The organism is Arthrobacter sp. Soil762 (genome assembly GCF_001428335.1).
In the GTDB taxonomy this organism is placed as follows: Bacteria; Actinomycetota; Actinomycetes; order Actinomycetales; family Micrococcaceae; genus Arthrobacter.
On the sequence record NZ_LMSG01000012.1, the window covers coordinates 361,379 to 381,463 of the forward strand.

At 66.4% G+C, this 20,085-nt stretch carries 20 protein-coding genes; 14 read left to right on the forward strand and 6 right to left on the reverse strand.

The window, feature by feature from the left end; all coding sequences use genetic code 11:
- Positions 1–31: 31 nt before the first annotated feature.
- From ASG77_RS09695 to ASG77_RS09730, 8 genes are all read left to right on the forward strand, one after another.
- Complete coding sequence (locus tag ASG77_RS09695; RefSeq protein ID WP_056344443.1) at positions 32–1,576, forward strand: PspC domain-containing protein; 1,545 nt, start codon at positions 32–34, stop codon at positions 1,574–1,576.
- 1 nt (position 1,577) lies between these two features.
- A complete protein-coding gene (locus ASG77_RS09700) occupies positions 1,578–1,871 on the forward strand; it encodes a hypothetical protein (RefSeq protein ID WP_056344447.1) in 294 nt (97 codons plus the stop codon).
- Between the two features lie 3 nt (positions 1,872–1,874).
- Entirely contained in the window at positions 1,875–2,126 is a 252-nt protein-coding gene (locus ASG77_RS09705; protein WP_056344450.1) for a PspC domain-containing protein, read from the forward strand.
- Between the two features lie 171 nt (positions 2,127–2,297).
- Positions 2,298–3,326: an ABC transporter ATP-binding protein gene (locus ASG77_RS09710; RefSeq protein WP_082575931.1), complete on the forward strand. Its 1,029-nt coding sequence runs from the start codon at positions 2,298–2,300 to the stop codon at positions 3,324–3,326.
- A gap of 21 nt (positions 3,327–3,347) precedes the next feature.
- Complete coding sequence (locus tag ASG77_RS09715; protein ID WP_056344452.1) at positions 3,348–4,235, forward strand: ABC transporter permease; 888 nt, start codon at positions 3,348–3,350, stop codon at positions 4,233–4,235.
- Entirely contained in the window at positions 4,232–4,768 is a 537-nt protein-coding gene (locus ASG77_RS09720) for a LuxR C-terminal-related transcriptional regulator (protein ID WP_056344456.1), read from the forward strand. Before ASG77_RS09715 ends, ASG77_RS09720 begins: the two co-directional genes overlap by 4 nt.
- A gap of 98 nt (positions 4,769–4,866) precedes the next feature.
- On the forward strand, positions 4,867–5,892 hold the full coding sequence (locus ASG77_RS09725) for an ATP-dependent 6-phosphofructokinase (protein WP_056344459.1): 1,026 nt from the start codon (positions 4,867–4,869) through the stop codon (positions 5,890–5,892).
- 91 nt (positions 5,893–5,983) lie between these two features.
- A complete protein-coding gene (locus ASG77_RS09730; RefSeq protein ID WP_056344461.1) occupies positions 5,984–6,700 on the forward strand; it encodes a GNAT family N-acetyltransferase in 717 nt (238 codons plus the stop codon).
- 37 nt (positions 6,701–6,737) lie between these two features.
- On the opposite strand, the gene ASG77_RS09735 is transcribed toward ASG77_RS09730, so the two are convergent.
- From ASG77_RS09735 to ASG77_RS09760, 6 genes are all read right to left on the reverse strand, one after another.
- Positions 6,738–8,240 (reverse strand): DHA2 family efflux MFS transporter permease subunit, encoded by a 1,503-nt coding sequence (locus tag ASG77_RS09735; RefSeq protein WP_056344463.1) that lies wholly within the window; start codon positions 8,238–8,240, stop codon positions 6,738–6,740.
- 3 nt (positions 8,241–8,243) lie between these two features.
- Complete coding sequence (locus ASG77_RS09740) at positions 8,244–8,681, reverse strand: ankyrin repeat domain-containing protein (protein WP_056344466.1); 438 nt, start codon at positions 8,679–8,681, stop codon at positions 8,244–8,246.
- On the reverse strand, positions 8,678–9,763 hold the full coding sequence (gene ygfZ / locus ASG77_RS09745) for a CAF17-like 4Fe-4S cluster assembly/insertion protein YgfZ (RefSeq protein ID WP_056344469.1): 1,086 nt from the start codon (positions 9,761–9,763) through the stop codon (positions 8,678–8,680). The genes ASG77_RS09740 and ygfZ overlap by 4 nt, the downstream gene beginning before the upstream one ends.
- A 94-nt stretch (positions 9,764–9,857) precedes the next feature.
- Positions 9,858–10,580, reverse strand: a complete 723-nt coding sequence (locus ASG77_RS09750; protein WP_056344472.1) for a flavodoxin family protein — start codon at positions 10,578–10,580, stop codon at positions 9,858–9,860.
- A 74-nt stretch (positions 10,581–10,654) separates the two neighbouring features.
- Positions 10,655–11,269, reverse strand: coding sequence for an FABP family protein (locus tag ASG77_RS09755; RefSeq protein WP_056344475.1), 615 nt, complete (start codon positions 11,267–11,269; stop codon positions 10,655–10,657).
- A 170-nt stretch (positions 11,270–11,439) separates the two neighbouring features.
- Positions 11,440–12,207 carry a hypothetical protein gene (locus ASG77_RS09760; RefSeq protein ID WP_056344478.1) on the reverse strand — a complete coding sequence of 256 codons (768 nt, stop codon included), beginning with the start codon at positions 12,205–12,207 and terminating at the stop codon, positions 11,440–11,442.
- 348 nt (positions 12,208–12,555) lie between these two features.
- Between ASG77_RS09760 and ASG77_RS09765 the strand changes: the two genes are divergently transcribed.
- The 6 genes from ASG77_RS09765 (at position 12,556) to ASG77_RS09790 (ending at position 20,025) form a co-directional block, all read left to right on the forward strand.
- The gene (locus tag ASG77_RS09765; protein ID WP_056344481.1) at positions 12,556–13,254 is read left to right on the forward strand and encodes a winged helix-turn-helix transcriptional regulator; all 699 of its coding nucleotides are present in this window, start codon (positions 12,556–12,558) and stop codon (positions 13,252–13,254) included.
- 224 nt (positions 13,255–13,478) lie between these two features.
- Positions 13,479–14,450 (forward strand): mycothiol synthase, encoded by a 972-nt coding sequence (gene mshD / locus ASG77_RS09770; protein ID WP_056344484.1) that lies wholly within the window; start codon positions 13,479–13,481, stop codon positions 14,448–14,450.
- 147 nt (positions 14,451–14,597) lie between these two features.
- Positions 14,598–16,847, forward strand: a complete 2,250-nt coding sequence (locus ASG77_RS09775; protein ID WP_056344486.1) for an RNA degradosome polyphosphate kinase — start codon at positions 14,598–14,600, stop codon at positions 16,845–16,847.
- Between the two features lie 10 nt (positions 16,848–16,857).
- A complete protein-coding gene (locus tag ASG77_RS09780; protein ID WP_056344488.1) occupies positions 16,858–17,826 on the forward strand; it encodes an NUDIX hydrolase in 969 nt (322 codons plus the stop codon).
- A gap of 148 nt (positions 17,827–17,974) precedes the next feature.
- Positions 17,975–19,639: a hypothetical protein gene (locus ASG77_RS09785; protein ID WP_235564427.1), complete on the forward strand. Its 1,665-nt coding sequence runs from the start codon at positions 17,975–17,977 to the stop codon at positions 19,637–19,639.
- Positions 19,636–20,025, forward strand: coding sequence for a GntR family transcriptional regulator (locus tag ASG77_RS09790; protein WP_056344490.1), 390 nt, complete (start codon positions 19,636–19,638; stop codon positions 20,023–20,025). Before ASG77_RS09785 ends, ASG77_RS09790 begins: the two co-directional genes overlap by 4 nt.
- The last annotated feature ends 60 nt before the right edge of the window (positions 20,026–20,085 follow it).

Consider the following 20,085-nt stretch of genomic DNA (forward strand, 5'->3'; position numbering starts at 1 on the left):
GCTGCGCCGCCCCGGACGGCAGGATCGAAGTATGAACTCCCAGACCCCCACCCCCGATGACGGCCAGCCCACGGAACCGCTCCCCCCACGCGACCGGGACCAGCCAACCGAACCCCTGCTGCCACCCTCGGCTGCTTCGCAGGACACACCCCCGGACGCCGGTCCCTACGCCGGCCCGTATGCCGGCCCCTACGCAAGCCCGTCTCCGGGCCCGTACTCCAGCGCCAAAGCACCGGGCCAGTCCGGTGACTTCTTCACCTGGGTCCGGAGCCACGGCATCCAGCGCGGACGCGACCGGTGGATCGGCGGTGTCTCCAGCGGCATCGCGCACCGGATGGGCATCGATCCGCTGATTGTCCGCGGCATCTTCATTGTCCTCACCCTCTTCGCCGGAATCGGCGTCCTGCTCTACGGCCTGGCCTGGGCATTCCTTCCCGAACCCGACGGGCGCATCCACGTCCAGGAAGCCGGCGCCGGCCGCTGGTCCAGCGGCATGACAGGCGCCCTGATCACCACAGTGGTGGGACTCACCGGGCTGGGCGGCGGATTCTGGGGCTGGAGCCGCAACGGCTTTGGCGGATTCCTCTGGACCGTCTTCTGGGTGGGCGGCGCCATCTACTTCATCTACTACCTGACCCAACGCAGCAAGGCCCGGAATGGAGCTCCCATGAACGCGACACCGCAGCCGGCCGGCGGAGACTCCGGTTACTCGGCCTCCTATCCCACAACCCCCTATGCCGCGCCGTTTGCGGCCACGGACTCTGCTTCGACCGGCACGGCCGGCACGTCCGGCAGCGCACCCTACCTTCCGGTCCCGCCGTCGAGCGTCAACCCGCCCTATGGCGGCGACACTTACGGCGGCGGCAGCTACGGTGGAGGCGGCAGCGACGGCGGTGCCTACGGCGGCTACCAGCCACCGCAGGGCCCGGCACGCGCACCCAAGGTCCGCCCCTCCGGCCCCGGCGCCCCGGCAGTAGCCATTACAGCCGGAACAGCACTCCTGGTGGGTGGAGGGCTCAAGGCCCTGGACGCCGGCAACGTGATCAACCTCGGTGACGCCGCCAATGCGATCGTCTGGGCCAGTGGCGCAGCCGTCCTGGGCCTGGGCATCCTCATCGCGGGCCTTCGCGGCCGGACGTCCGGAATCCTCGGTTTCTTCGCCGTTGTTGCCCTGGTGATCGGCGGCATCTTCAACGTAGTGGGCAACGGCGACAGGGTCCGCTTCAGCCAGGTCGACTGGGCACCGACGAGCCAGCAGCAGGCGGCCGATGGCTTCAGCGTCACCGGCGGCCGGGGAACCGTTGACCTCACCCAATTGGCCGCTCACGCCCCGCTGGACTCAGACGTCGCGGTTCCCCTGGACATCACGGCGAGCAACGTCACCGTGATCCTCCCCAGCAACATTCCCGTGGACGTGAGGGCAGACATGACGCTGGGGAACCTCAACGAAGGCACCAACCACCGGGGCGGCATTACCTCCCGGGAGTCCAGCTACAACACCGACAAGCCAGGCGGCCACCTGATCATCCGGATCGACGGCACCGTCAGCAACGTCACCATCCAGGAAGGAAACTGACATGAGCAGCTTCGATCCGGCACCGGATTCATCTACCCCGCAAACCCCGACGACGGCCGGCCACCCCGGAGCCGACGCCCCACAGCAGCCATCCGCCCGCGTGGGCACCATAGTTTGGGGCCTCATCGTGATGGCGCTGGCCGCTCTGATCATCATCGCCCAGTTGGGTGTGGTGACCCTGAACGGCACCTACGTACTGATCGGCCTTATGATCGGCGCTGGCGCCGCGCTGGTGATCGGCGGGCTGCTTTCGGCCAGAAAGCGTGACAACGAAGCCACAACAGGGAAGTCTTGAACCATGGACAAGTTCTTCAGCATCGTCAGGGGCTTCGGCCTGAAACGTGGACCCCAACGCTGGCTGGGAGGTGTGTGCGGCGGCATTGCGGCAAAGCTCAACGTGGATGTGGCATTCGTCCGGATCGCTTTCCTGGTCTTCTGCCTCCTCCCCGGCCCCGCCGTCGTCCTCTACATCGCAGCGTGGCTGGTCCTTCCTGACCAGCAGAACTCCATCCCACTGCAGAAATTCCTGGACCGCCGCTCCATCAGCTGACCTCAGGCAGGAACCGCAAGGCCCCCGCTCCCCGGAATCGTTCCGGGAGCGGGGGCCTTTCTGCTGTCCTTGTCCACCGGCCGGTGGACAACAGGTTCAACCGGCCGGTGGACAACAGGTTCAACCGGCCGGGCCTGTTTGCCGGCACTCCGGGACTGCAACGCTGGAAGCATGAACACCTCCCTCATCCCCGGGCAGCGGCAATCCCCTGATGCCATCACCGTGCGCGGCCTCAACAAAATGTACGGCCTGCCCAAAGGCGGGACCCTCACGGCCGTGGACCAGCTGGACCTCACCATCCGTGCCGGCGAAACCTACGCCCTCCTGGGCCCCAACGGCGCCGGCAAGTCCACCACCATCGAGATCCTGGAAGGCCACCGGAAACCTGACAGCGGCGAGGTCATGGTTCTGGGAACGCGTCCCTGGAAGGCCCCGTCCTTCCGCGCCCGGATCGGCATTGTGCTCCAGGAGGCCACAGACTCCGGGGAACTCAGGGTTTCAGAGGCCCTGCGGTCACTGGCTGCCTGTTTCCCGGCGCCCCGGCCGGTGGACGAGGTCATTGAGGCCGTGGGGCTCGGGGGCAAGGGCGGCGTCCGCATCTCAACCCTTTCGGGCGGCCAGCGGCGAAGGCTGGACGTGGCGCTGGGGGTCATCGGCAACCCGGAAGTCCTGTTCCTGGACGAACCCACCACAGGCTTCGATCCGGAGGCCCGGCGCCAGTTCTGGGACCTCATCCGCCAGCTGAGCAGCGGCGGCACCACCATTGTCCTCACCACGCACTACCTGGACGAGGCCGAGCAGCTGGCGGGCCGGATCGGCGTCATCAACCACGGGCGGCTGATCGCCGAAGGCAGCCCGCAGGAGATCGGCGGCCCGGGCTTCCGGGTTCCCCGCGTCCGGTGGCGGGATGGCTCCGGCCTTCGGGAAGTGGTGACCGAGCAGCCGGCTTCCCTGGTCGCGTCGCTGTCCGACGGCGGCGCGATAGAGCCGGCGGAGCTCGCCGTCGTCCGTCCCAGCCTCGAGGACATCTACCTCCAGCTCATCGGCGCCGAACCCTCTGCCGTGCATCCATCCCGCCCGCCACCGACCGTCCGGCCTGGCGCCCATCAGTCCTGCGCCTGGGGCTTGGCCGGGTCCTGCTGGAGATCAAACTATTTAACCGTGACGTGCTATCTCTGGTCCTGTTCTTCCCGATCCTGATGATGTCCCTGTTTTGGAACTGTGTTCGGTGATGAGCCGGTCTTCGGAGCCGGCCCGGACGGTCAGGGCGGCATCACCCCGGCGCACTACTATCTGCCCGGTATGCTTGCGCTGAGCACCATCCTGAGCGGGTTCCAGAACCTGGGCACCCACGTGGCCACCGAGCGTTTCAACGGCACGGTGAAGCGGCTGGCCGGTACGCCATTGCCCGCAGCTTCGTACTTCATCGGGAAGACAGGCCAGACGCTCTACCTGATCGTGGCCCAGACTGTTCTCCTGCTGCTCGCGGCAGCCGTCCTGTTCGACGTCCCGCTGCCCCGGGACGCCGGGCAGTGGGGCCTGGTGGCGCTGCTGATGGTCCTGGCCACGGCAGCCTGGGCCACCGTGGCCATCGCGTTCACCGCTTTGCCCAAGTCGGCACAAAGCGCGTCCACGCTGGCGGTCCTGCCCGTACTACTGGCGGCACTGAAGCGGCTGCCGGATACCCTGCACCTGGACAGCCTCCGGCTGACCGTGGAGCTGCCCGACAGCCTGCCCCCGCTGCCGTCCACGCAGCAGGTGGCGCTGCTCCGGACAGCCCAGGAGGCACTCAACAACGTCCGCAGGCATTCCGGAGCCACGGCCGCGAAGGTACTGATGGATATCCCTGCCGGCGGCCCGCCGCTGCTCCGGCTGACCGTCACGGACAACGGGCAGGGTTTTGAAGTCTCGGCGGATCGCCAGGGATTCGGCCTGAAGTCGATGGCTGCCCGGCTGGACGAAATCGGTGGCCGGCTCCAGCTCACTTCCGCGCCGGGCGCCACCCGGCTGGTGGCGGTGGTCCCCACCGAGGCCCTCGGGCCCGGCGGCACGGACGCCGAGCCAGGGACCCGCGGTACGGACGCACCCCTGGCCGGAGCCGTGACATGAGCCTCCCGGAAACTGTGACTGTTGTCCTCGCCGATGACCACCCCGTGGTCCGGAGCGGCCTTGCTGCGCTGATGGACCTGCGGATGCCCATCCTTGACGGCGCCGGCGCCACCGCGCAGATCCGGGACCGGTTTCCTGACACCAAGGTGCTGGTGCTGACCACGTACGACGACGACTCCGACATCATGCACGCCGTGGAGTCCGGGGCGGTGGGCTATCTCCTGAAGGACACCGCCGGGGACCGCATCATCAAGGCCGTGCGCGCTGCAGCACGCGGTGAGACGGTTCTCGCCCCGCCGGTGGCGGCACGCCTGGTCTCGCGGCTGCGCGCGCCTGAACTGCCGCGGCTGACGGCCCGGGAGGTGGAGGTCCTCCGCTGCGTGGCACAGGGATTGAGCAATCCCCAGGTGGCCACGGCGCTCCACATTGCCGATGCGACGGTCAAGACCCACCTGCTGCGGGTCTTCAACAAACTCGATGTGGACGACAGGACCCGTGCCGTGGTCCTTGCCATGGAACGGGGTCTTTTGTAACCGGTTTGTGTCGTACCCCACACCGACCACTAGAATCTAGGGTGAGCTCAGCGTGGCGCTCTGCCTGTAAACCTTCACACCAGGATTTGAGCCGAGACATGAAAATTGGAATTCTTACCAGCGGTGGCGACTGCCCCGGACTGAACGCTGTCATCCGCGGTGCCGTCCTCAAGGGCATCGCCATCCACGGCCACGAATTCGTGGGGTTCCTGGACGGCTGGCGGGGTGTCGTCGAAGGCGACATCATCGACATCCCCCGCAGCATGGTCCGCGGCATCGCCAAGCAGGGCGGCACCATCCTGGGCACCTCCCGCACCAACCCCTTTGAAAACGGCGGCGGGCCGGAGGTCATCAAGGCCCACATGGACCGCCTCGGCATCGACGCCATCATCGCGATAGGCGGCGAAGGGACCCTCGCGGCCGCGAAACGCCTTACCGACGTCGGTCTCAAGATCGTGGGTGTCCCCAAGACCGTGGACAACGATCTTGACGCCACCGACTACACCTTCGGTTTTGATACGGCGGTCCAGATCGCCACCGAGGCCATCGACCGGCTCCGGACCACGGGCGAGTCCCACCACCGCTGCATGATCGCCGAGGTCATGGGCCGCCATGTGGGCTGGATTGCCCTGCACGCCGGCATGGCCGCCGGCGCCCACGCCATCCTGATCCCCGAGCAGAAGGTCAGCATCGAGCAGATCACCGAATGGGTCCAGGAAGCCCACGACCGTGGCCGCGCCCCGCTGATTGTTGTGGCCGAGGGCTTTGTTCCGGACCACATGGAATCCCCCCACTCCGAGCGCGGCCTGGACACGTTCGGCCGGCCCCGGCTGGGCGGCATCGCCGACCGGCTCGCCCCCGAGATCGAAAAGCGCACGGGCATCGAGACCCGCGCCACGATCCTGGGGCACATCCAGCGCGGCGGCGTCCCCTCAGCCTTCGACCGTGTCCTCGCCACCCGCCTGGGCATGGCCGCCATCGACTCCGTGGTGGAGGGCTACTGGGGCACCATGGTGGCGCTCAAGGGCACCGACATTGAACACGTGAGCTTCGACAAGGCCCTGGGCCAGCTGAAGACCGTCCCGCAGAACCGCTACGACGAGGCTGCGGTCCTGTTCGGCTAAACCCGATCAGCGCGAACGGACGCTTGAGGCCCCTCCGCTGTGGGGCCTCAAGTGTCCGTTCGCGCTTCCCTGTGCTGGGTAGGCTGGGGATATGACTCTTGACCCCGGTTCCGCCGCCATCATCCAGCTCGCTTGGGCCCGGCATTTGGGGCTCGACGACGGCGCTTTCGCTGCGTCTCTGACTTCCGGCGAGCGTATGGTCAGGGCCGACGACGCTGCAGAGACTGTGGAGTTCGTCAGGCTGTTCGGCAGCTCGGCACTGGTGGGGCCCCAATGGGTCATTGACGCCGCCGCCGCAATTCCGGACGAGGAGATGGCGCATCATGTGACCCTCCTGACCCTGACGCGGTCCCATGGAGGCCACGGCCTGGGCTCGGCGGCGTTGTTCTTCGCCGACGACCTGCCCCTGCGCCAGCCTTCCGAAGAGCTGACCGTGTCCCACGGAAACCCGGAGGCGATCGAGCTCGAAGGCCTGTGCCCGCCGGACGACGTCAACGAAGTGCACCTGTCAGAACTCGAAAACCGCTACACGATCCTCCACGAGGTGGACGGGCTGCGTGTTCCGGTGGCCTGCGGCGCCTACGGGGAATGGGAAGGACTTCTCGCGCAGATGGGGGTCCTGGTGGACCCCGAGTGGCGGCGCCGCGGACTGGGATCCGTGGCCGCATCGATCGCTGCCCACGAGGCCCTCGCGGCGGGCCTCATCGTCCAGTGGCGTGCCGAAGTCAGCAACACCGGCGCCGTGGCCCTGGCGCGGCAGCTGGGCCTGTCCACCGGCGGCATCCAGACCAGCGTGCACCTGGGCTGACGCCGTCTAGGACGGCTGCCCACTTTTGGGACGCTGCCTAGGACGCCCGGGTGGCACCCTCTACGGCCGGAGCCGCCGGCTGACCGCCCCAGCCCGCTGCTACCTTGGGCTTGGCGAAGAACAGTGCCACGGCTGCGCCCACCAGGATCATACCGGCAGGAAGCAGGATGGACTGTCCCATCGCCGTCGAGAATCCCTCATGGAGCGCCTCAGGCAACAGTCCGGAGAATTCCATTCCGCCGGACCCGGGACCTTGCGCGGGAAGCTCCGCGGCCAGGCGCGCCTGGATGAGCACGGCGATGGCCGCGCTGCCCAATACCGCGCCGATCTGGCGGGTGGTGTTGTAGACCCCGGAACCTGCCCCGGCCTGACGCGGGGGCAGGTTGCGCGTGGCCGTGGAGCTCAGGGGCGCCCAGATGCCGGCATTCGCGAACCCCAGGACAGCACTGGGCAGGAGGAAGAGCAGGATGGGGGTATCCGGGTGCATCAGGGCAGAGTTCCAGAACAGCGCCACGGCCATCAGGACCAGCCCGCCGGCAGTGATGTACTTCGGATCGACCCGGTCGATGATTTTGCCCACCACGGGCGCCAGTCCACCGGAGATGAGGGCCATGGGAACCATCATGAGCGCCGATTCGGTGGGCGTCATGCCCCGCACCAGCTGGTAGTAGAAAATGAGCGGCAGCGCGAAGGCGGTCACGGTGAAGCCAACGGTGGTGATCCCGATGTTTGCCAGGGAAAAATTGCGGTCCCGGAACAGGCCCAGCGGCAGCAGGGGCTCGCCCTTGTTGAAGCGCTGCCAGAGTATGAACGCCCCAAGCACCAGCAGGCCGGAGATGATAAGACCCCAGACGCTGACGGGGCCCACGATGGTCCCCCAGTTGTAGGTCTCGCCTTCCTGGATGCCGAACACCAGGAGGAAGAGCCCGACGGCGCTGAGCAGCACGCCGGGGATGTCGAACTTATGGGAGTGCGTGCTGAGGGTGGGGACGAACCGCCAGGCGAGGATAAATCCAACGATGCCGACCGGCACGTTGATGAAGAAGATCCATTCCCAGCCGAGGCTGTCCACGAGCAGGCCGCCCAGGATTGGTCCCACCAGCGTGGCCAGGCCCGCAGTGGCGCCCCACAGGCCCATGGCGGCCCCCCTGCGGTCCGGCGGGAAGATCCTGGTGATTACCGCCATGGTCTGCGGCGTCATGATGGCGGCACCCAGACCCTGGAAGATCCGTGCGGTGATCAGCGTCTGGACGTCACCGGCCAGTCCGCACCAGAGGGAGGCGAGCGTGAACACCACGAGGCCGGAGAGGTAGAGCTTCTTGGGTCCGAAGCGGTCGCCGAGCCGGCCAGTGATCAGCAGCGGCACGGCGTAGGCCAGCAGGTAGGCGCTGGTCACCCAAATCACGGCGTTGATGTCCGTTCCCAGTCCCTCCATGATGCTGGGGTTGGCCACCGAAACAATGGTGGTGTCGATCAGGATCATAAAGAACCCGATGACCAGGGACCAGAGGGCTGGCCAAGGCCGCGCTACATTTTCCAAGCCTCAGTTGCCCAGCAGATCGAGGATGTCCGTGCGGGCGAACATCTGCGCGGCAGCCCGGGCGGAGGGGCTGCCGGCGTCGGGATCTGCACCGGCGTCCAGCAACACGCGGGACACGTCCGTATACCCCTTGAATGCTGCACCGGCCAAGGGGGTCTGGCCGCGGTCGTTGGCCGTGTTGGCCTCTCCGCCGTGCTCAAGGATCAGCTGTACCGTCTCCGCGTGGCCGTGGTAGGCGGCCAACATCAGCAGCGAATCGCCCGCGGTGTTGGTCATGGTGGCGGGCGCCCCGGCCTCGAGATAGTTCCGCAGCAGACCGGTGTCCCCCTCCCGGGCAGCCTGGAAGAGCCGGTGCGCCAGTGCCACGGCTTCGTCGTTGGTCGTGGCCTCGGATTTGGCCGCGCCGGGCGTAGCGGCGTCGGGTGCGGTGTTCTCAGTCATGAGCGGGTCCCCCTCAGGAATCCAGTCTGGCGCCCCACTACCTGGCCGGCGTCGGGAGCAACAATTACTTCCTGGGCAGCGATATAAGGCTCCTCGCCGTCCAGCACGGTCAGCATTTCGTCCGGTGCGACAGACCGCTTGATGACGGCCAGCGCCACCGGGCCCATTTCGTAGTGCTGGGCAACGGACGTCACCGTCCCGACCTTCCGCTCGCCGAGCATGACCTGGCTGCCGGGCGCGGGCATTGTGTGCTGCGACCCGTCCAGCTGCAGGAACACCAGGCGCCGCGGCGGATGGCCCAGGTTGTGCACGCGGGCGATGGTCTCCTGGCCCTTGTAGCAGCCTTTGGACAGGTGCACGGCGGTACGGAGGAGGTCCAGTTCGTGCGGAATGGTTTTGTCGTCGGTTTCGGCGCCCAGCCTGGGGCGCCACGCAGCGATGCGGAGGGCTTCGGCCGCCATAACGCCGGCGAGCGGGCGGTCCGCCACGGTGTTCTCGAGTTCGGCGGCCGGCACCAGGTACTCGATCCAGGGCCGCTCCAGCCCCGGGTGTCCTTCCTCCGGGACCACGGCGTAGGAGTAGCCGCCGGCGCCGACATGCGGCCACGGATCCTGCCACGCCAGCAGTCCGGACCATTCCTCCACAGTCTTAGTGGACCCGAGAACTGCCCAGTCGGCGGAGACGTCGGTGACCTCGACGCGAAGCATGAACTTCATTTTGTTCAGCCACTCAGCCAGCGGTGCAGCCTCGGCGGCCTCAACGATCAGCCAGGTGGTCCCGCCGTCGTCCACTACGCGGGCGTCAAACTCGATCCGGCCCTGGACACTCAGCAGCAGAAGCTCGCTTGACTCCCCAGGCTGCAGGCCGGTGACTTGCTGGGAAGACAGGGTGTTCAGCCAGGTCAGCCGGTCCGGACCGCTGACGGTCACCACGCCGCGGTGGGAGAGGTCGACGACGGCGGTACCGGCTGCGAGGGCGCGCTGCTCACGCAGCGGCTCACCGTAGTGGGATGCGACGCCGGCGTCCGCGCCGGTGGCCTCGACGGCGCCGGGGCGCGACAGTAGTGGGCTGGGAGTAGTCATATTGGGGGAACGTCCTTAGGTCAGTAGGTATTCCGGTCTCGGGCAGCGGTCTCTCCTAGCTCCACCACCGTGGGTCGGCCACCTGGGGGCGGCGTCAGCGGTATTCGGGGTTCTCGAAGTCGAAGCGGGTTCCGGCTTTCCATTCTTCAGGAAGATTGCCGTACGCGGGAATCCCGCCGGCGTCCTTGAGCATCCGGGCAAAATGCAGCAGGTTCCAGGTCATAAACGTGGTGTTGCGGTTGGTGAAGTCGGATTCGGGACCGCCGGAGCCTTCGTCCAGGTAGCTCGGGCCGGGACCCACCGGGCCGATCCAGCCGGCGTCGGCCTGCGGCGGGATGGTGAAGCCGACATGCTGCAGGCTGTACAGCACGTTCATGGAACAGTGCTTGATGCCGTCCTCGTTGCCGGTGATCAGGCAGCCGCCAACCTTGGGGTAGAACACCCACTGGCCCTTGTGGTTCAGTTCCCCCGAATGGGCGTAGAGCCGTTCGATCAGCTTCTTGGTCTGGGAGGAGTTGTCGCCCAGCCAGATCGGACCGGCAACCACCACAATGTCGGCTTCTTCAACAGCCGGGTACAGTTCCGGCCACTCATCGGAGGGCCATCCGTGCTCGGTCATGTCGGGGTAAACACCGCTGGCGATGTCGTGATCGACAGTCCTGATCACCCGGGTGCTGACGCCCTGCTTCTCCATGATGAGGCGGCTGACGTTGATCAAGCCCTCGGTGTTGCTGATCTCCGGCGACCGTTTAAGGGTCCCGTTGAAGAACACAGCCTTCAGGTCGCTGTAATCCGTAGAGTCCTGCGGTGCAGCCATGACGCTCCCTTGATTCACTCGCCGGTGTTGCCCAGAAAGCCAAGTCTACTGATGACCGGTGACACGGCAGGGCGTCAGGAAACCTTTTTCAGGAAAGCCGAGGCGTGCGCTTCGAGGCCCTTGCCGGGCTGCGACGTTCCGCCGGTGGCCACGTCCCAGCGCCAGAGCAGGTTGCCGTCCACCAGCCCGAAGATCCGCGTGGCCGCGCTGTAGTCCTTGGAATGGCTCCCACGCATCACCATGTCGGTGGTCAGCTGGATCTGCGGGCCCTTGATCTGGCCGTAGTAGAGCTCGGAGATCCCGCCGGGATGTGAGATGGACACAGAGATATCGAACCCGCCGTCTTTATTGCGGAGCGCTTCGACTTCGTCGGCGCTCTTGAGTGCGGGAACAATATCGGCCGGAATCAGGCCCGGTCCGCCGTCGGCATCAAGCTGTTTGCGCTCCAGCGCCCAAAAACCGGTCTCAACTGTCAGCGGCCGCAGGCGCGTGCCGTCGTCGTCGGTTAACCAGCTCTCCGCGCGGTACTGAAGGTACGGCAGGCCGTTGTGCGTGAAGGAGACATGCTGGAGGAAGTGTTCCGAGTCCTCGTCCCCGCTGCCGAGCCGGCCGCTGCCTTCCCACTCACCGATGAGCCAGGAAAGCGGAACAAGTTCGGGTGTCAGATCTGTAGGAATTTCTATCGGCACGGCAATTACCTCAGGAAAATGCTATCTCGTTGAACGGGTTTACTTCTGGCCTTTGAAGAGGCGGTAAACCACAAAGCCGGCGAACCAGGCCATGGACAGGCTGGCGATGCCGAGCAGGACGAGGAAGAAGATTTCAAAAGCAAGTACGGACATGATGCCATCCTAACCGGTTAGTAGATGAGTAGTTTGTCTATGAAGTAAGCCAGCGAGCCCACGGCCGAAACCGGCGCAAGCCCCATGCTAACCGCAGCCAAAAGATTCAGCGGACCGCCGCGGAGTGTTACGAGGCGGCGGAAGCTGACCAGCACGGCGCCCACCACAACGCCGAAGATCGCCGCCGGCAGAACTGCAATGTCGGAGAAGACCAGGCCAGCGAGCGGCCCGGCAAGTCCTGCCATCACGATGCCGAGGGGGGCCACGATACTGTCCGGCCAGCGGATGAGGCCGGCCAGCAGCGCCACGGCAGCGCTGATGGCTGCCACCAGGAGCATCTCGCGGACGCCGTTGAAGCGCGCGCCGGCTATCCAGCCTGCCCCCAGGCACGAGAGGAGCACCCCGGCGCAGCAGCCCAGGGTGGACTCAAGCCGTTGGGCCTGGCCCGTGCCTCGGATGAGCTGCACCACAAACACAGCCATCATTCCCAACGCCATGAACGCCGGCGTCCAGTCCAGGAAACCCGGGGCGGGGACAAAACCGGCAGCGAGCGCCGATCCGACGCCGGGCAGCGCGATGACGGCTGCAAGGGTCTTTTTCGCGGGGATGCGGAGAAAGTGGGGCCAGCCGATGCCTACCGCCACAGCAATCACCACAGCGACGCCGATGAGTGCCTCGCGTGAGATGTAGACGCCGGCGATGATCGCTACGAGTCCCGCCACTCCGACAACACCGATGACCCACGAGCCCAGTGACTTTGCCGGGGCCTGAACCTCGGCGGTCATCGGGAACCCGGCCGGCCGGTTCGCTTCGGCTTCGACTCTGCACTCAATTCGTGGCATCCCATTCTGGCTGTGGACCCGGCGGCTCGGCCTTCGGTGTCAGGGCGTTCTGCCCGACGGTTCAATCCTGCCTTATGTGACCCGGATATGTCGCAAAACGAAGGTTTGAGGGGGCGGAATCCGTGCTGTCGTGCAGGCCGGTGGGTATACTCAGAGTTCAGCTACGCTTCCTGCTACGGATGCCGGCCGGATTGATTCTTGGTCGGCCAAGTCCGCTGCAGTGAGATAGTACCGGCCGGTGAAAACCCGGTTCAGTCGCCCGAAGATGCGCGGACGCCCCTTGGAGGAACAATGTCGCACATCCTGCTATTGACGAACAGCACCGGTTCTTCGGTGGACATTCTGCCTGCCCTGGAATTGCTGAACCACCGCGTGCACATCCTCGCCGCGGAACCCACAGCCCTGCTGGAGACCGATCCCTGCGATATTGTGCTTCTCGACGCCCGCAAGGACCTGGTGGGCGCCCGCTCCCTCACCCAGCTGCTCAAGGCCACAGGTCTGAGCGCACCCCTGGTCCTGATCCTGACCGAGGGCGGCATGGCTGCAGTTTCTTCAGCCTGGGCCGTGGATGACATCGTGCTCGATTCAGCCGGTCCCGCCGAAGTGGAAGCCCGCATCAGGCTCTCCGTAGCGCGGGCCGTGCCGGACAAGGATGACGCCCCCACGGAGATCCGGGCGGCAGGCGTGGTCATCGATGAAGCGAGCTATACGGCCCGCGTCAACGGAGCGCCCCTGAACCTGACGTTCAAGGAATTCGAACTCCTCAAATACCTGGCCCAGCACCCCGGCCGCGTCTTCACCCGCCAGCAGCTGCTCACCGAGGTGTGGGGGTATGACTACTATGGCGGCACGCGCACCGTGGACGTCCACGTCCGGCGGTTGCGTGCCAAGCTTGGCGCCGACCACGAAAACCTGATCAGTACGGTCCGGAACGTCGGCTACCGGCTGACTCTTGTGCGGCAGCAGGAAGACGAACTGACGGAAGCCTGACACCGTTCAATACAGGAACAGCCCCGGACCGCTGGTCCGGGGCTGTTGCTGTCTTAGTGATGCTGTATTTGTGGAGGACATACGGGTCGAACGTATCGAGGCCACCCCACTGGTGGATCCCCCTCGTTCCCACCGTTACCGGCGGGTGAGATATCGACTATACGTGCCTGCCCCGGGGCCATCAAATCGGAGCGCCTTCCGGCCGGGGCGTATAGCCTAGCCTCATGAGTCCTGCGCACCCGGAAAAATGGCCCGTCCTTATTGTCCACGGCGGTCTGGAAGAACAGCTGCTGACGGACTGCGTGGCGCTCCTCGCAGCTGCCGAGGAGTCTGACGGCAACCCCTCGCTTTCCGAGCAAACGGTGATGACGCTCCGCGCCGGGGACTCTGCAGAGCATTCCCTCCTGACCCTGGCGCTCTACGCGCCGGACGAGGACTCCGATCCCTCCTCCGGCCAGGACCTGGCCGGGTTTGCCGTTGTTGTGGAGGATCCGGACGGCAGCGGAGTGCTGGAAATTGCCGTCCACCCCAGCTACCGCAACCAGGGCGTGGCGGACCGGCTTGTTGGCGCACTCCAGTCCGGGCGAGGCCTGGATGGACTGAAGGCGTGGTCCCATGGCAACCACGAGGCAGCCGCGGACCTCGCCGCCCGCTACGGCTACGGTCCAGTGCGCGAACTCTGGAAGATGAGGCTGACCACCGCAACGGCAGAACTGCCCGACGTCGGCCTACCGGATGGCGTCACACTCCGCCCCTTTGTACGGGGCAAGGACGAGGACCGCTGGCTGGCTGCGAACCGCGCCGCATTTGCCCACCACCCCGAGCAGGGCTCGATGTCCCGCGCGGACCTGGATGCCCGCATGGCCGAGGACTGGTTTGATCCCGCCGGCTTCCTGTTGGCCGTGGACGCCGAGGACCGGTTGCTGGGATTCCACTGGACCAAGGTGCATCCGCGCCACGGCGCCCACCCGGCGATCGGCGAGGTCTACGCGGTGGGCGTCACACCGGCCGCGCAGGGTATGGGCCTGGGCAAAGCACTCACAGTGGCTGGCATCAGGCATCTGCAGGGCCTGGGGCTTCACGCCGTCATGCTCTACACGGATGCCGACAACACCCCTGCCGTTTCCCTCTACCGGGCCCTGGGCTTCACACGCTGGGATATGGACGTGATGTACGGACCGCTGGCCTCCGTTTAGTGGCGCCCGGGTGAGTTATCCCGCTCGTGTGACTAACGCCTTCGGGTGGCCCGAATCTAGGGCTTGTGGACGCTGATTGATTGTAAGGTTGGTAAAGAACCGCGCCGGCCGAGGGCCAGCATCAAGCGCCAGGTAAGAGGAGAGACCATGAAACCGGAACCCGCCGGAACAGTCACGTCCGAGGGCGCTTCAGCGCCGGTGCGCGCGCGCTTCGGCTCATCCGAAGTCCCTGCCTCGCGCGCAACGCAGGACCGGATCGACATCCCCGAGTTTGCGCCCAACCTTGTGCCCGAAGGGGACATCCGGCCGGACCGTTTCCTGGACCGCGAGCTCAGCTGGCTGGCTTTCAACTCCCGCGTCCTGGAACTCGCCGAAGATCCCACGCTCCACCTCCTGGAACGCGTGGCCTTCCTGTCCATCTTCGCGTCCAACCTGGACGAGTTCTTTATGGTCCGGGTGGCGGGCCTGAAGCGGCGCATCGCCACCAACCTCGCCGTGCCCTCCCCTGCCGGCCTCAGCCCTGTCGAGGTGCTGGAGAAGATCGGCGACGAAGCCCACCGCCTCCAGCAGCGCCATGCCCAGGTCTACGCCGAACAGATCCGCCCCGCCCTGGCCTATGAGCACATCCACCTGATGCACTGGGACGAACTGGACGACACCGCCAAGCAGCAGCTCAGCGCCATGTTCGCCGAAAAGGTCTTCCCGATCCTGACGCCGCTGGCCGTGGACCCGGCACACCCGTTCCCCTACATTTCGGGCCTCTCCCTCAACCTGGCCGTGGTGGTCCGCAACCCCGTGAGTGACAAGGAACTTTTCGCCCGCCTCAAGGTTCCGGACCAGCTTCCCCGACTGATCTCCATCGACGGTCCGCGGGCCGGGGCCGTGGCGGGACGCGTGGCGCGTTTCATCGCGCTTGAGGAAGTCATCGCCGTCCACCTGGACAAGCTCTTCGCCGGCATGGAAGTCCTGGAACACCACATCTTCCGCGTCACCCGCAACGAGGACCTCGAAGTGGAAGAGGACGACGCCGAGAACCTCCTGCAGGCGCTGGAGAAGGAACTGCTGCGCCGCCGGTTCGGCCCGCCCGTCCGCCTCGAAGTCACCCACGACATCAACCCGAACATCCGGGCCCTGCTCATCCGTGAGCTCGGAGTGGACGAGTCCGAGGTGTACTCGCTCCCGGCTCCGCTGGACCTCCGCGGCCTGTCAGTCATTGCCGGAATTGACCGTGCCGACCTTCACTACCCCAAGCACATGCCGCACACGTCCCGGTTCCTCAACGAGTCCGAGACGTCCAAGGCCGCCAACGTTTTCTCGGCCATGCGCCGCCGCGACATCCTGCTCCACCACCCATACGACTCCTTCTCCACCTCGGTGCAGGCGTTCCTGGAACAGGCGGCCGCGGACCCCAAGGTCCAAGCCATCAAGCAGACCCTGTACCGGACCTCGGGCGACTCCCCCATCGTTGACGCCCTGATCGATGCCGCCGAAGCCGGCAAGCAGGTGCTGGCCCTCGTGGAGATCAAGGCCCGGTTCGACGAGCAGGCCAATATCTCCTGGGCCCGCAAGCTGGAACAGGCGGGCGTCCACGTGGTCTACGGCATCGTGGGCCTGAAAACCCACTGCAAGCTGTCGCTGGTGGTCCGCCAGGAAGTGGACGGGCTACGCCGCTACTGCCACATCGGCACCGGCAACTATCATCCCCGCACGGCCCGCTACTACGAGGACCTTGGCCTGCTGACCGCCAATGACCAGGTGGGCGAGGACCTTTCCAAACTGTTCAACCAGCTCTCCGGCTATGCGCCGAAGTCCACGTTCAAGCGGCTCCTGGTTGCTCCGCGCTCCGTCCGCTCCGGGCTGATCGACCGCATCGAGACCGAGATCCGCAACGCCCGGGCCGGGCTGGCCGCCAGGGTGCAGATCAAGGTCAACTCCATGGTGGATGAAGCCATCATCGACTCCCTTTACCGCGCGTCCCAGGCCGGCGTGATGGTGGACGTCATTGTGCGCGGCATCTGCTCGCTGCGTCCCGGCGTTCCGGGCCTCAGCGACAACATCACGGTGCGCTCCGTGCTGGGCCGATTCCTGGAACACTCCCGCGTGTTCGCCTTTGCCAACGGCGGCGATCCTGTGGTTTACATCGGCTCGGCGGACATGATGCACCGGAACCTGGACCGCAGGGTCGAGGCCCTGGTCCAGCTGTCCAATCCCGACGACATCAGCTACGTCCTTAACCTGCTGCGCCGCTACATGGATCCGGAGACAGCCAGCTGGCATCTGGATAGCCAGGGCCTATGGAACCGGCACCACATTGCCGACGACGGCAGCCACCTCGACGACATCCAGTCCTGGCTGCTGGCGTCGCGCACGCGCCAGCGCAGCCTGAGCCGTCGGTAGGGCTACGGCGTTGGCGAGCGACATCCTCGTAGCAGACCAAACAGAACATTCCGGCGAGGCAGTCGCCGTCGTCGCAGCCGGGGCGCTGCCCTGGCGTATCAACTCTGAAGGTCTCGAAGTCCTGCTGATCCATCGTCCGCGGTATGACGACTGGTCCTGGCCCAAGGGCAAGATCGACGCCGGTGAGACCCTTCCTGAATGCGCGGCCCGTGAGGTGCAGGAGGAGATCGGACTGGATGCGCCCCTGGGCATTCCGCTGCCGCCCATCCACTACCGGGTGCCTGCTGGGCTGAAGGTGGTCCACTATTGGGCGGTCCACGTCAACGGAGCCCCCCTCGTTCCCGACGGCAAGGAGGTGGACCGCGTGGTGTGGTGCGCCCCTGAAACGGCCGCGGGGCTGCTGTCCAATCCGACCGACGTCGTTCCCTTGGAGTACCTGCGGGCAGCCCATGGCCGGGGTGATCTCAATACGTGGCCGCTGATTGTGGTGCGGCATGCAAAGGCCAAGCCCCGCTCGTCCTGGTCCAAAGCCGAGGGTGAACGGCCCCTGGCCGCGACGGGAATCAGGCAGGCGCAGGCCGTGGGCCGGCTGCTGCAAGCCTGGAAGCCACCGCGCGTGGTGACGAGTCCCTGGCAGCGCTGCGTGTCAACCGTGGCCCCATACCTGAGGGCAACAGGGGCCAAGGTCAAACTGGTGGAAGCGCTGACGGAACACCGGCACGCCAGGACTCCCAAAAAAACCGCTGCCGCCATTGAGTCGCTCTTGGAGAAGGCACGGCCCGTCGCCGTCTGCACGCACCGTCCCGCACTGCCCACCATCCTGGGCCAGCTGGGCAAGCACATGCCAGGCCGCGTGCGCGCGCTCCTGCCGGACGCCGACCCGTACCTGTCCCCTGGTGAGCTGGTGGTGTGCCACGTGGCCATCGACAACAGGCGCCGCATCGTGGCAGTGGAGCAGTTCAAGCCCTTCGACGACTAGCGTTTTTTGGTCAATGCCGGGCGCGACGCCACAGCCTGTTGACCCCGAGATGTTTGTATCAAATACTTAGTACATTGATGCGCAAAATCTGGGGGATGATGTGCCGGGCGTCGACGGTCTCGAAATAGCGGTTCACAACGTGCCGCCCATGGTCCCGTTGTGGCCGTTCCTGTTGGCCGCCGGCCTGTACCTGCTGTTGCGGTGGGTGATCAGGGCCCCGGGCGGCGGGACCACCGCCGTGACGGTTTCCCAGCATGCGCTGTGGATCGGCGTGATCGGATGGTTGGCTAGCTCCCTGCAGGCCGCGTGGACTGCGGGCATCCTTCCGGCGGGCAACACATCGCCCACCCTGGCCACGCCAACAAGCATCCTCGGAGCTTTGGCGTGGCCGGTCCTGGGCTGCCTCGCGGTCCATGCCGTGGGGCAGCTGAGCTACCCCGGACCCCGGCTCCCCCGCCGGCTGGCCTCCCTGGAGATCCGCCGCATCCCGTACTACCTGCCCCGTCCCCTCGCCTGGACTGTCGCCGCGATCTTTCTGGGTTCGGCGCTGCAGATCGGGTTTGTGGCTGGCCTTCCCGCCTACGACTCCATCCCGTATGGCGCTTTGCAGGAAGACCCCAGCAGTTTCAGGCGCACCGGTGGGGACGGCCGGATCCAGGGCTACGTTTTGGCCGCCTGCCTGGGCGCCGCCTGGCTGACCCTGGCGTTGGGAACCGCGCTGGTGCTCAAACTCATCAGCCACCGGAGGCAGCTCGAGGCCCTGGATGCACCGGAGAATGACCTGCTGCGGACCATCGCCATGAACAGGCTTTTGAGGACCGTCGCAACCATCGCCGTCGGGCTTGCCGCGGTGGCAGGCAATTTTGCTGCCCGGCCCGATCCGGCCGCCAATGTAGCCAGTTGGACCAACCCGGCCGGATTCGCGGCGTTCGTAGTGCTGCTGGTCATGTGGGGGTGGGCGCCACCCAAGCTGCCCAGCGTCCAGGTCAACGGCAAGGGGAACAGGGCGGCGCTCTTAGAATCACCGGCCGCCGCGCATCCGGCAACCCGTCTCGTTGTTTCCCTCGGGGCAGCCATGGGGTTCACTCCGGTAGCAGTCGCCGTACTGGGATTGTTCGTGCCCGGTCTCTATTTCCCCGGCCCCGGTCTTCCGGGGCTGCCGGTGCTGTTTGTCGCGCTGATGGCGGCAGCCGTTCTGCTGGTGCCTGGGGCCGGCGAGCTGCTGCTCCAGCGCAGCTATGGCACCCACGGGATACCGCGGACATGGCCGCGGCAGGTGGTGAGCCCGGCCTTGCTCACCACGGCGATCGTCGCCGTCGTACTCTTCGTCGCGATCACGGTGCTGACTGCTGCGGGGGAATGGGACCTGCGTGAGGCCGGGCTGGACGGTTTCCTGCGCCCGGGCGGCACGCCCCCCGATGGTTCTCCCGGCTGGGTGATCGCGGCGGTTGCGACGGCGGCCGTCGCGGCCATCGCCGGCCTGCCGGTTGTTGCGGCCCGGAGGCGTCGCAGCATATCCACCGACATCCACGGCCTGGACGCCGCACTGCGGGCCATCACGGTCCATCGTGTGGTGCGGACGTTTGCCGCCTACTGCACAGCCCAAGCAGGCGTGCTGCTGATGACGGCAAGCCGGGCCTGGCCGCCGTTGCTGGGCCTGCCGGCAACAACCTGGGCAGCCCCGTGGCAGCCGGCCATCATTGCGGGGGTGCTGCTCGCGGCCGCCGGCGTGGTGGTCGCCGTCATCCCGGTCAAGGGTTTCGCCCGGACTCCGGCCGCCCCGGTGAAGCCTGCCCGGGAAGGGGTGCCGTGAACTCCGGCATCTCCGTCGACCTGCGCTCGGCAACCCCGCCGTTTGAACAGATCCGCTCGCAGATCAGCGCCCTGATCGCCACCGGAACACTCACCGCCGGAAGCAGGCTGCCCACTGTCCGCAGCCTGGCCGCCGATCTGGGCATCGCCGCCGGAACTGTCGCGCGGGCGTACAAGGAACTTGAGGCTGCCGGATTCATTGAATCCCGACGGCGGAACGGCACCGTCGTCGCGCAGCCGGCACCGGGCGGCGCCCAGCAAGCAGGCGGGCCGGTGCCGGAAGCGGTGACTGCCGCCGTCGACCTTTTGGTCAATGCCGGGCGCGACGCCCGGCTCACCGATGAACTGCTGCTCGATCTGGTCCGTAGCAGGCAGAGGAAGGGCTGATCCGATGCGCGGCAGGCGGCCAGCGTTGAGGCCAGCCGCGGGACCCTTGCGGGGTCGGCA

Excerpts from the sequence above, each read along its gene's own strand:
- ASG77_RS09695 (WP_056344443.1), top strand. The coding sequence starts at position 32 with ATGAACTCCCAGACCCCCACCCCCGATGACGGCCAGCCCACGGAACCG.
- ASG77_RS09700 (WP_056344447.1), top strand. The coding sequence starts at position 1,578 with ATGAGCAGCTTCGATCCGGCACCGGATTCATCTACCCCGCAAACCCCG.
- ASG77_RS09775 (WP_056344486.1), top strand. The coding sequence starts at position 14,598 with ATGAAACCGGAACCCGCCGGAACAGTCACGTCCGAGGGCGCTTCAGCG.
- ASG77_RS09710 (WP_082575931.1), top strand. The coding sequence starts at position 2,298 with ATGAACACCTCCCTCATCCCCGGGCAGCGGCAATCCCCTGATGCCATC.
- mshD (WP_056344484.1), top strand. The coding sequence starts at position 13,479 with ATGAGTCCTGCGCACCCGGAAAAATGGCCCGTCCTTATTGTCCACGGC.
- ASG77_RS09750 (WP_056344472.1), bottom strand. The coding sequence starts at position 10,580 with ATGGCTGCACCGCAGGACTCTACGGATTACAGCGACCTGAAGGCTGTG.
- ASG77_RS09785 (WP_235564427.1), top strand. The coding sequence starts at position 17,975 with ATGGTCCCGTTGTGGCCGTTCCTGTTGGCCGCCGGCCTGTACCTGCTG.
- ASG77_RS09705 (WP_056344450.1), top strand. The coding sequence starts at position 1,875 with ATGGACAAGTTCTTCAGCATCGTCAGGGGCTTCGGCCTGAAACGTGGA.
- ASG77_RS09720 (WP_056344456.1), top strand. The coding sequence starts at position 4,232 with ATGAGCCTCCCGGAAACTGTGACTGTTGTCCTCGCCGATGACCACCCC.
- ygfZ (WP_056344469.1), bottom strand. The coding sequence starts at position 9,763 with ATGACTACTCCCAGCCCACTACTGTCGCGCCCCGGCGCCGTCGAGGCC.
- ASG77_RS09765 (WP_056344481.1), top strand. The coding sequence starts at position 12,556 with ATGTCGCACATCCTGCTATTGACGAACAGCACCGGTTCTTCGGTGGAC.
- ASG77_RS09730 (WP_056344461.1), top strand. The coding sequence starts at position 5,984 with ATGACTCTTGACCCCGGTTCCGCCGCCATCATCCAGCTCGCTTGGGCC.
- ASG77_RS09725 (WP_056344459.1), top strand. The coding sequence starts at position 4,867 with ATGAAAATTGGAATTCTTACCAGCGGTGGCGACTGCCCCGGACTGAAC.
- ASG77_RS09740 (WP_056344466.1), bottom strand. The coding sequence starts at position 8,681 with ATGACTGAGAACACCGCACCCGACGCCGCTACGCCCGGCGCGGCCAAA.
- ASG77_RS09760 (WP_056344478.1), bottom strand. The coding sequence starts at position 12,207 with ATGACCGCCGAGGTTCAGGCCCCGGCAAAGTCACTGGGCTCGTGGGTC.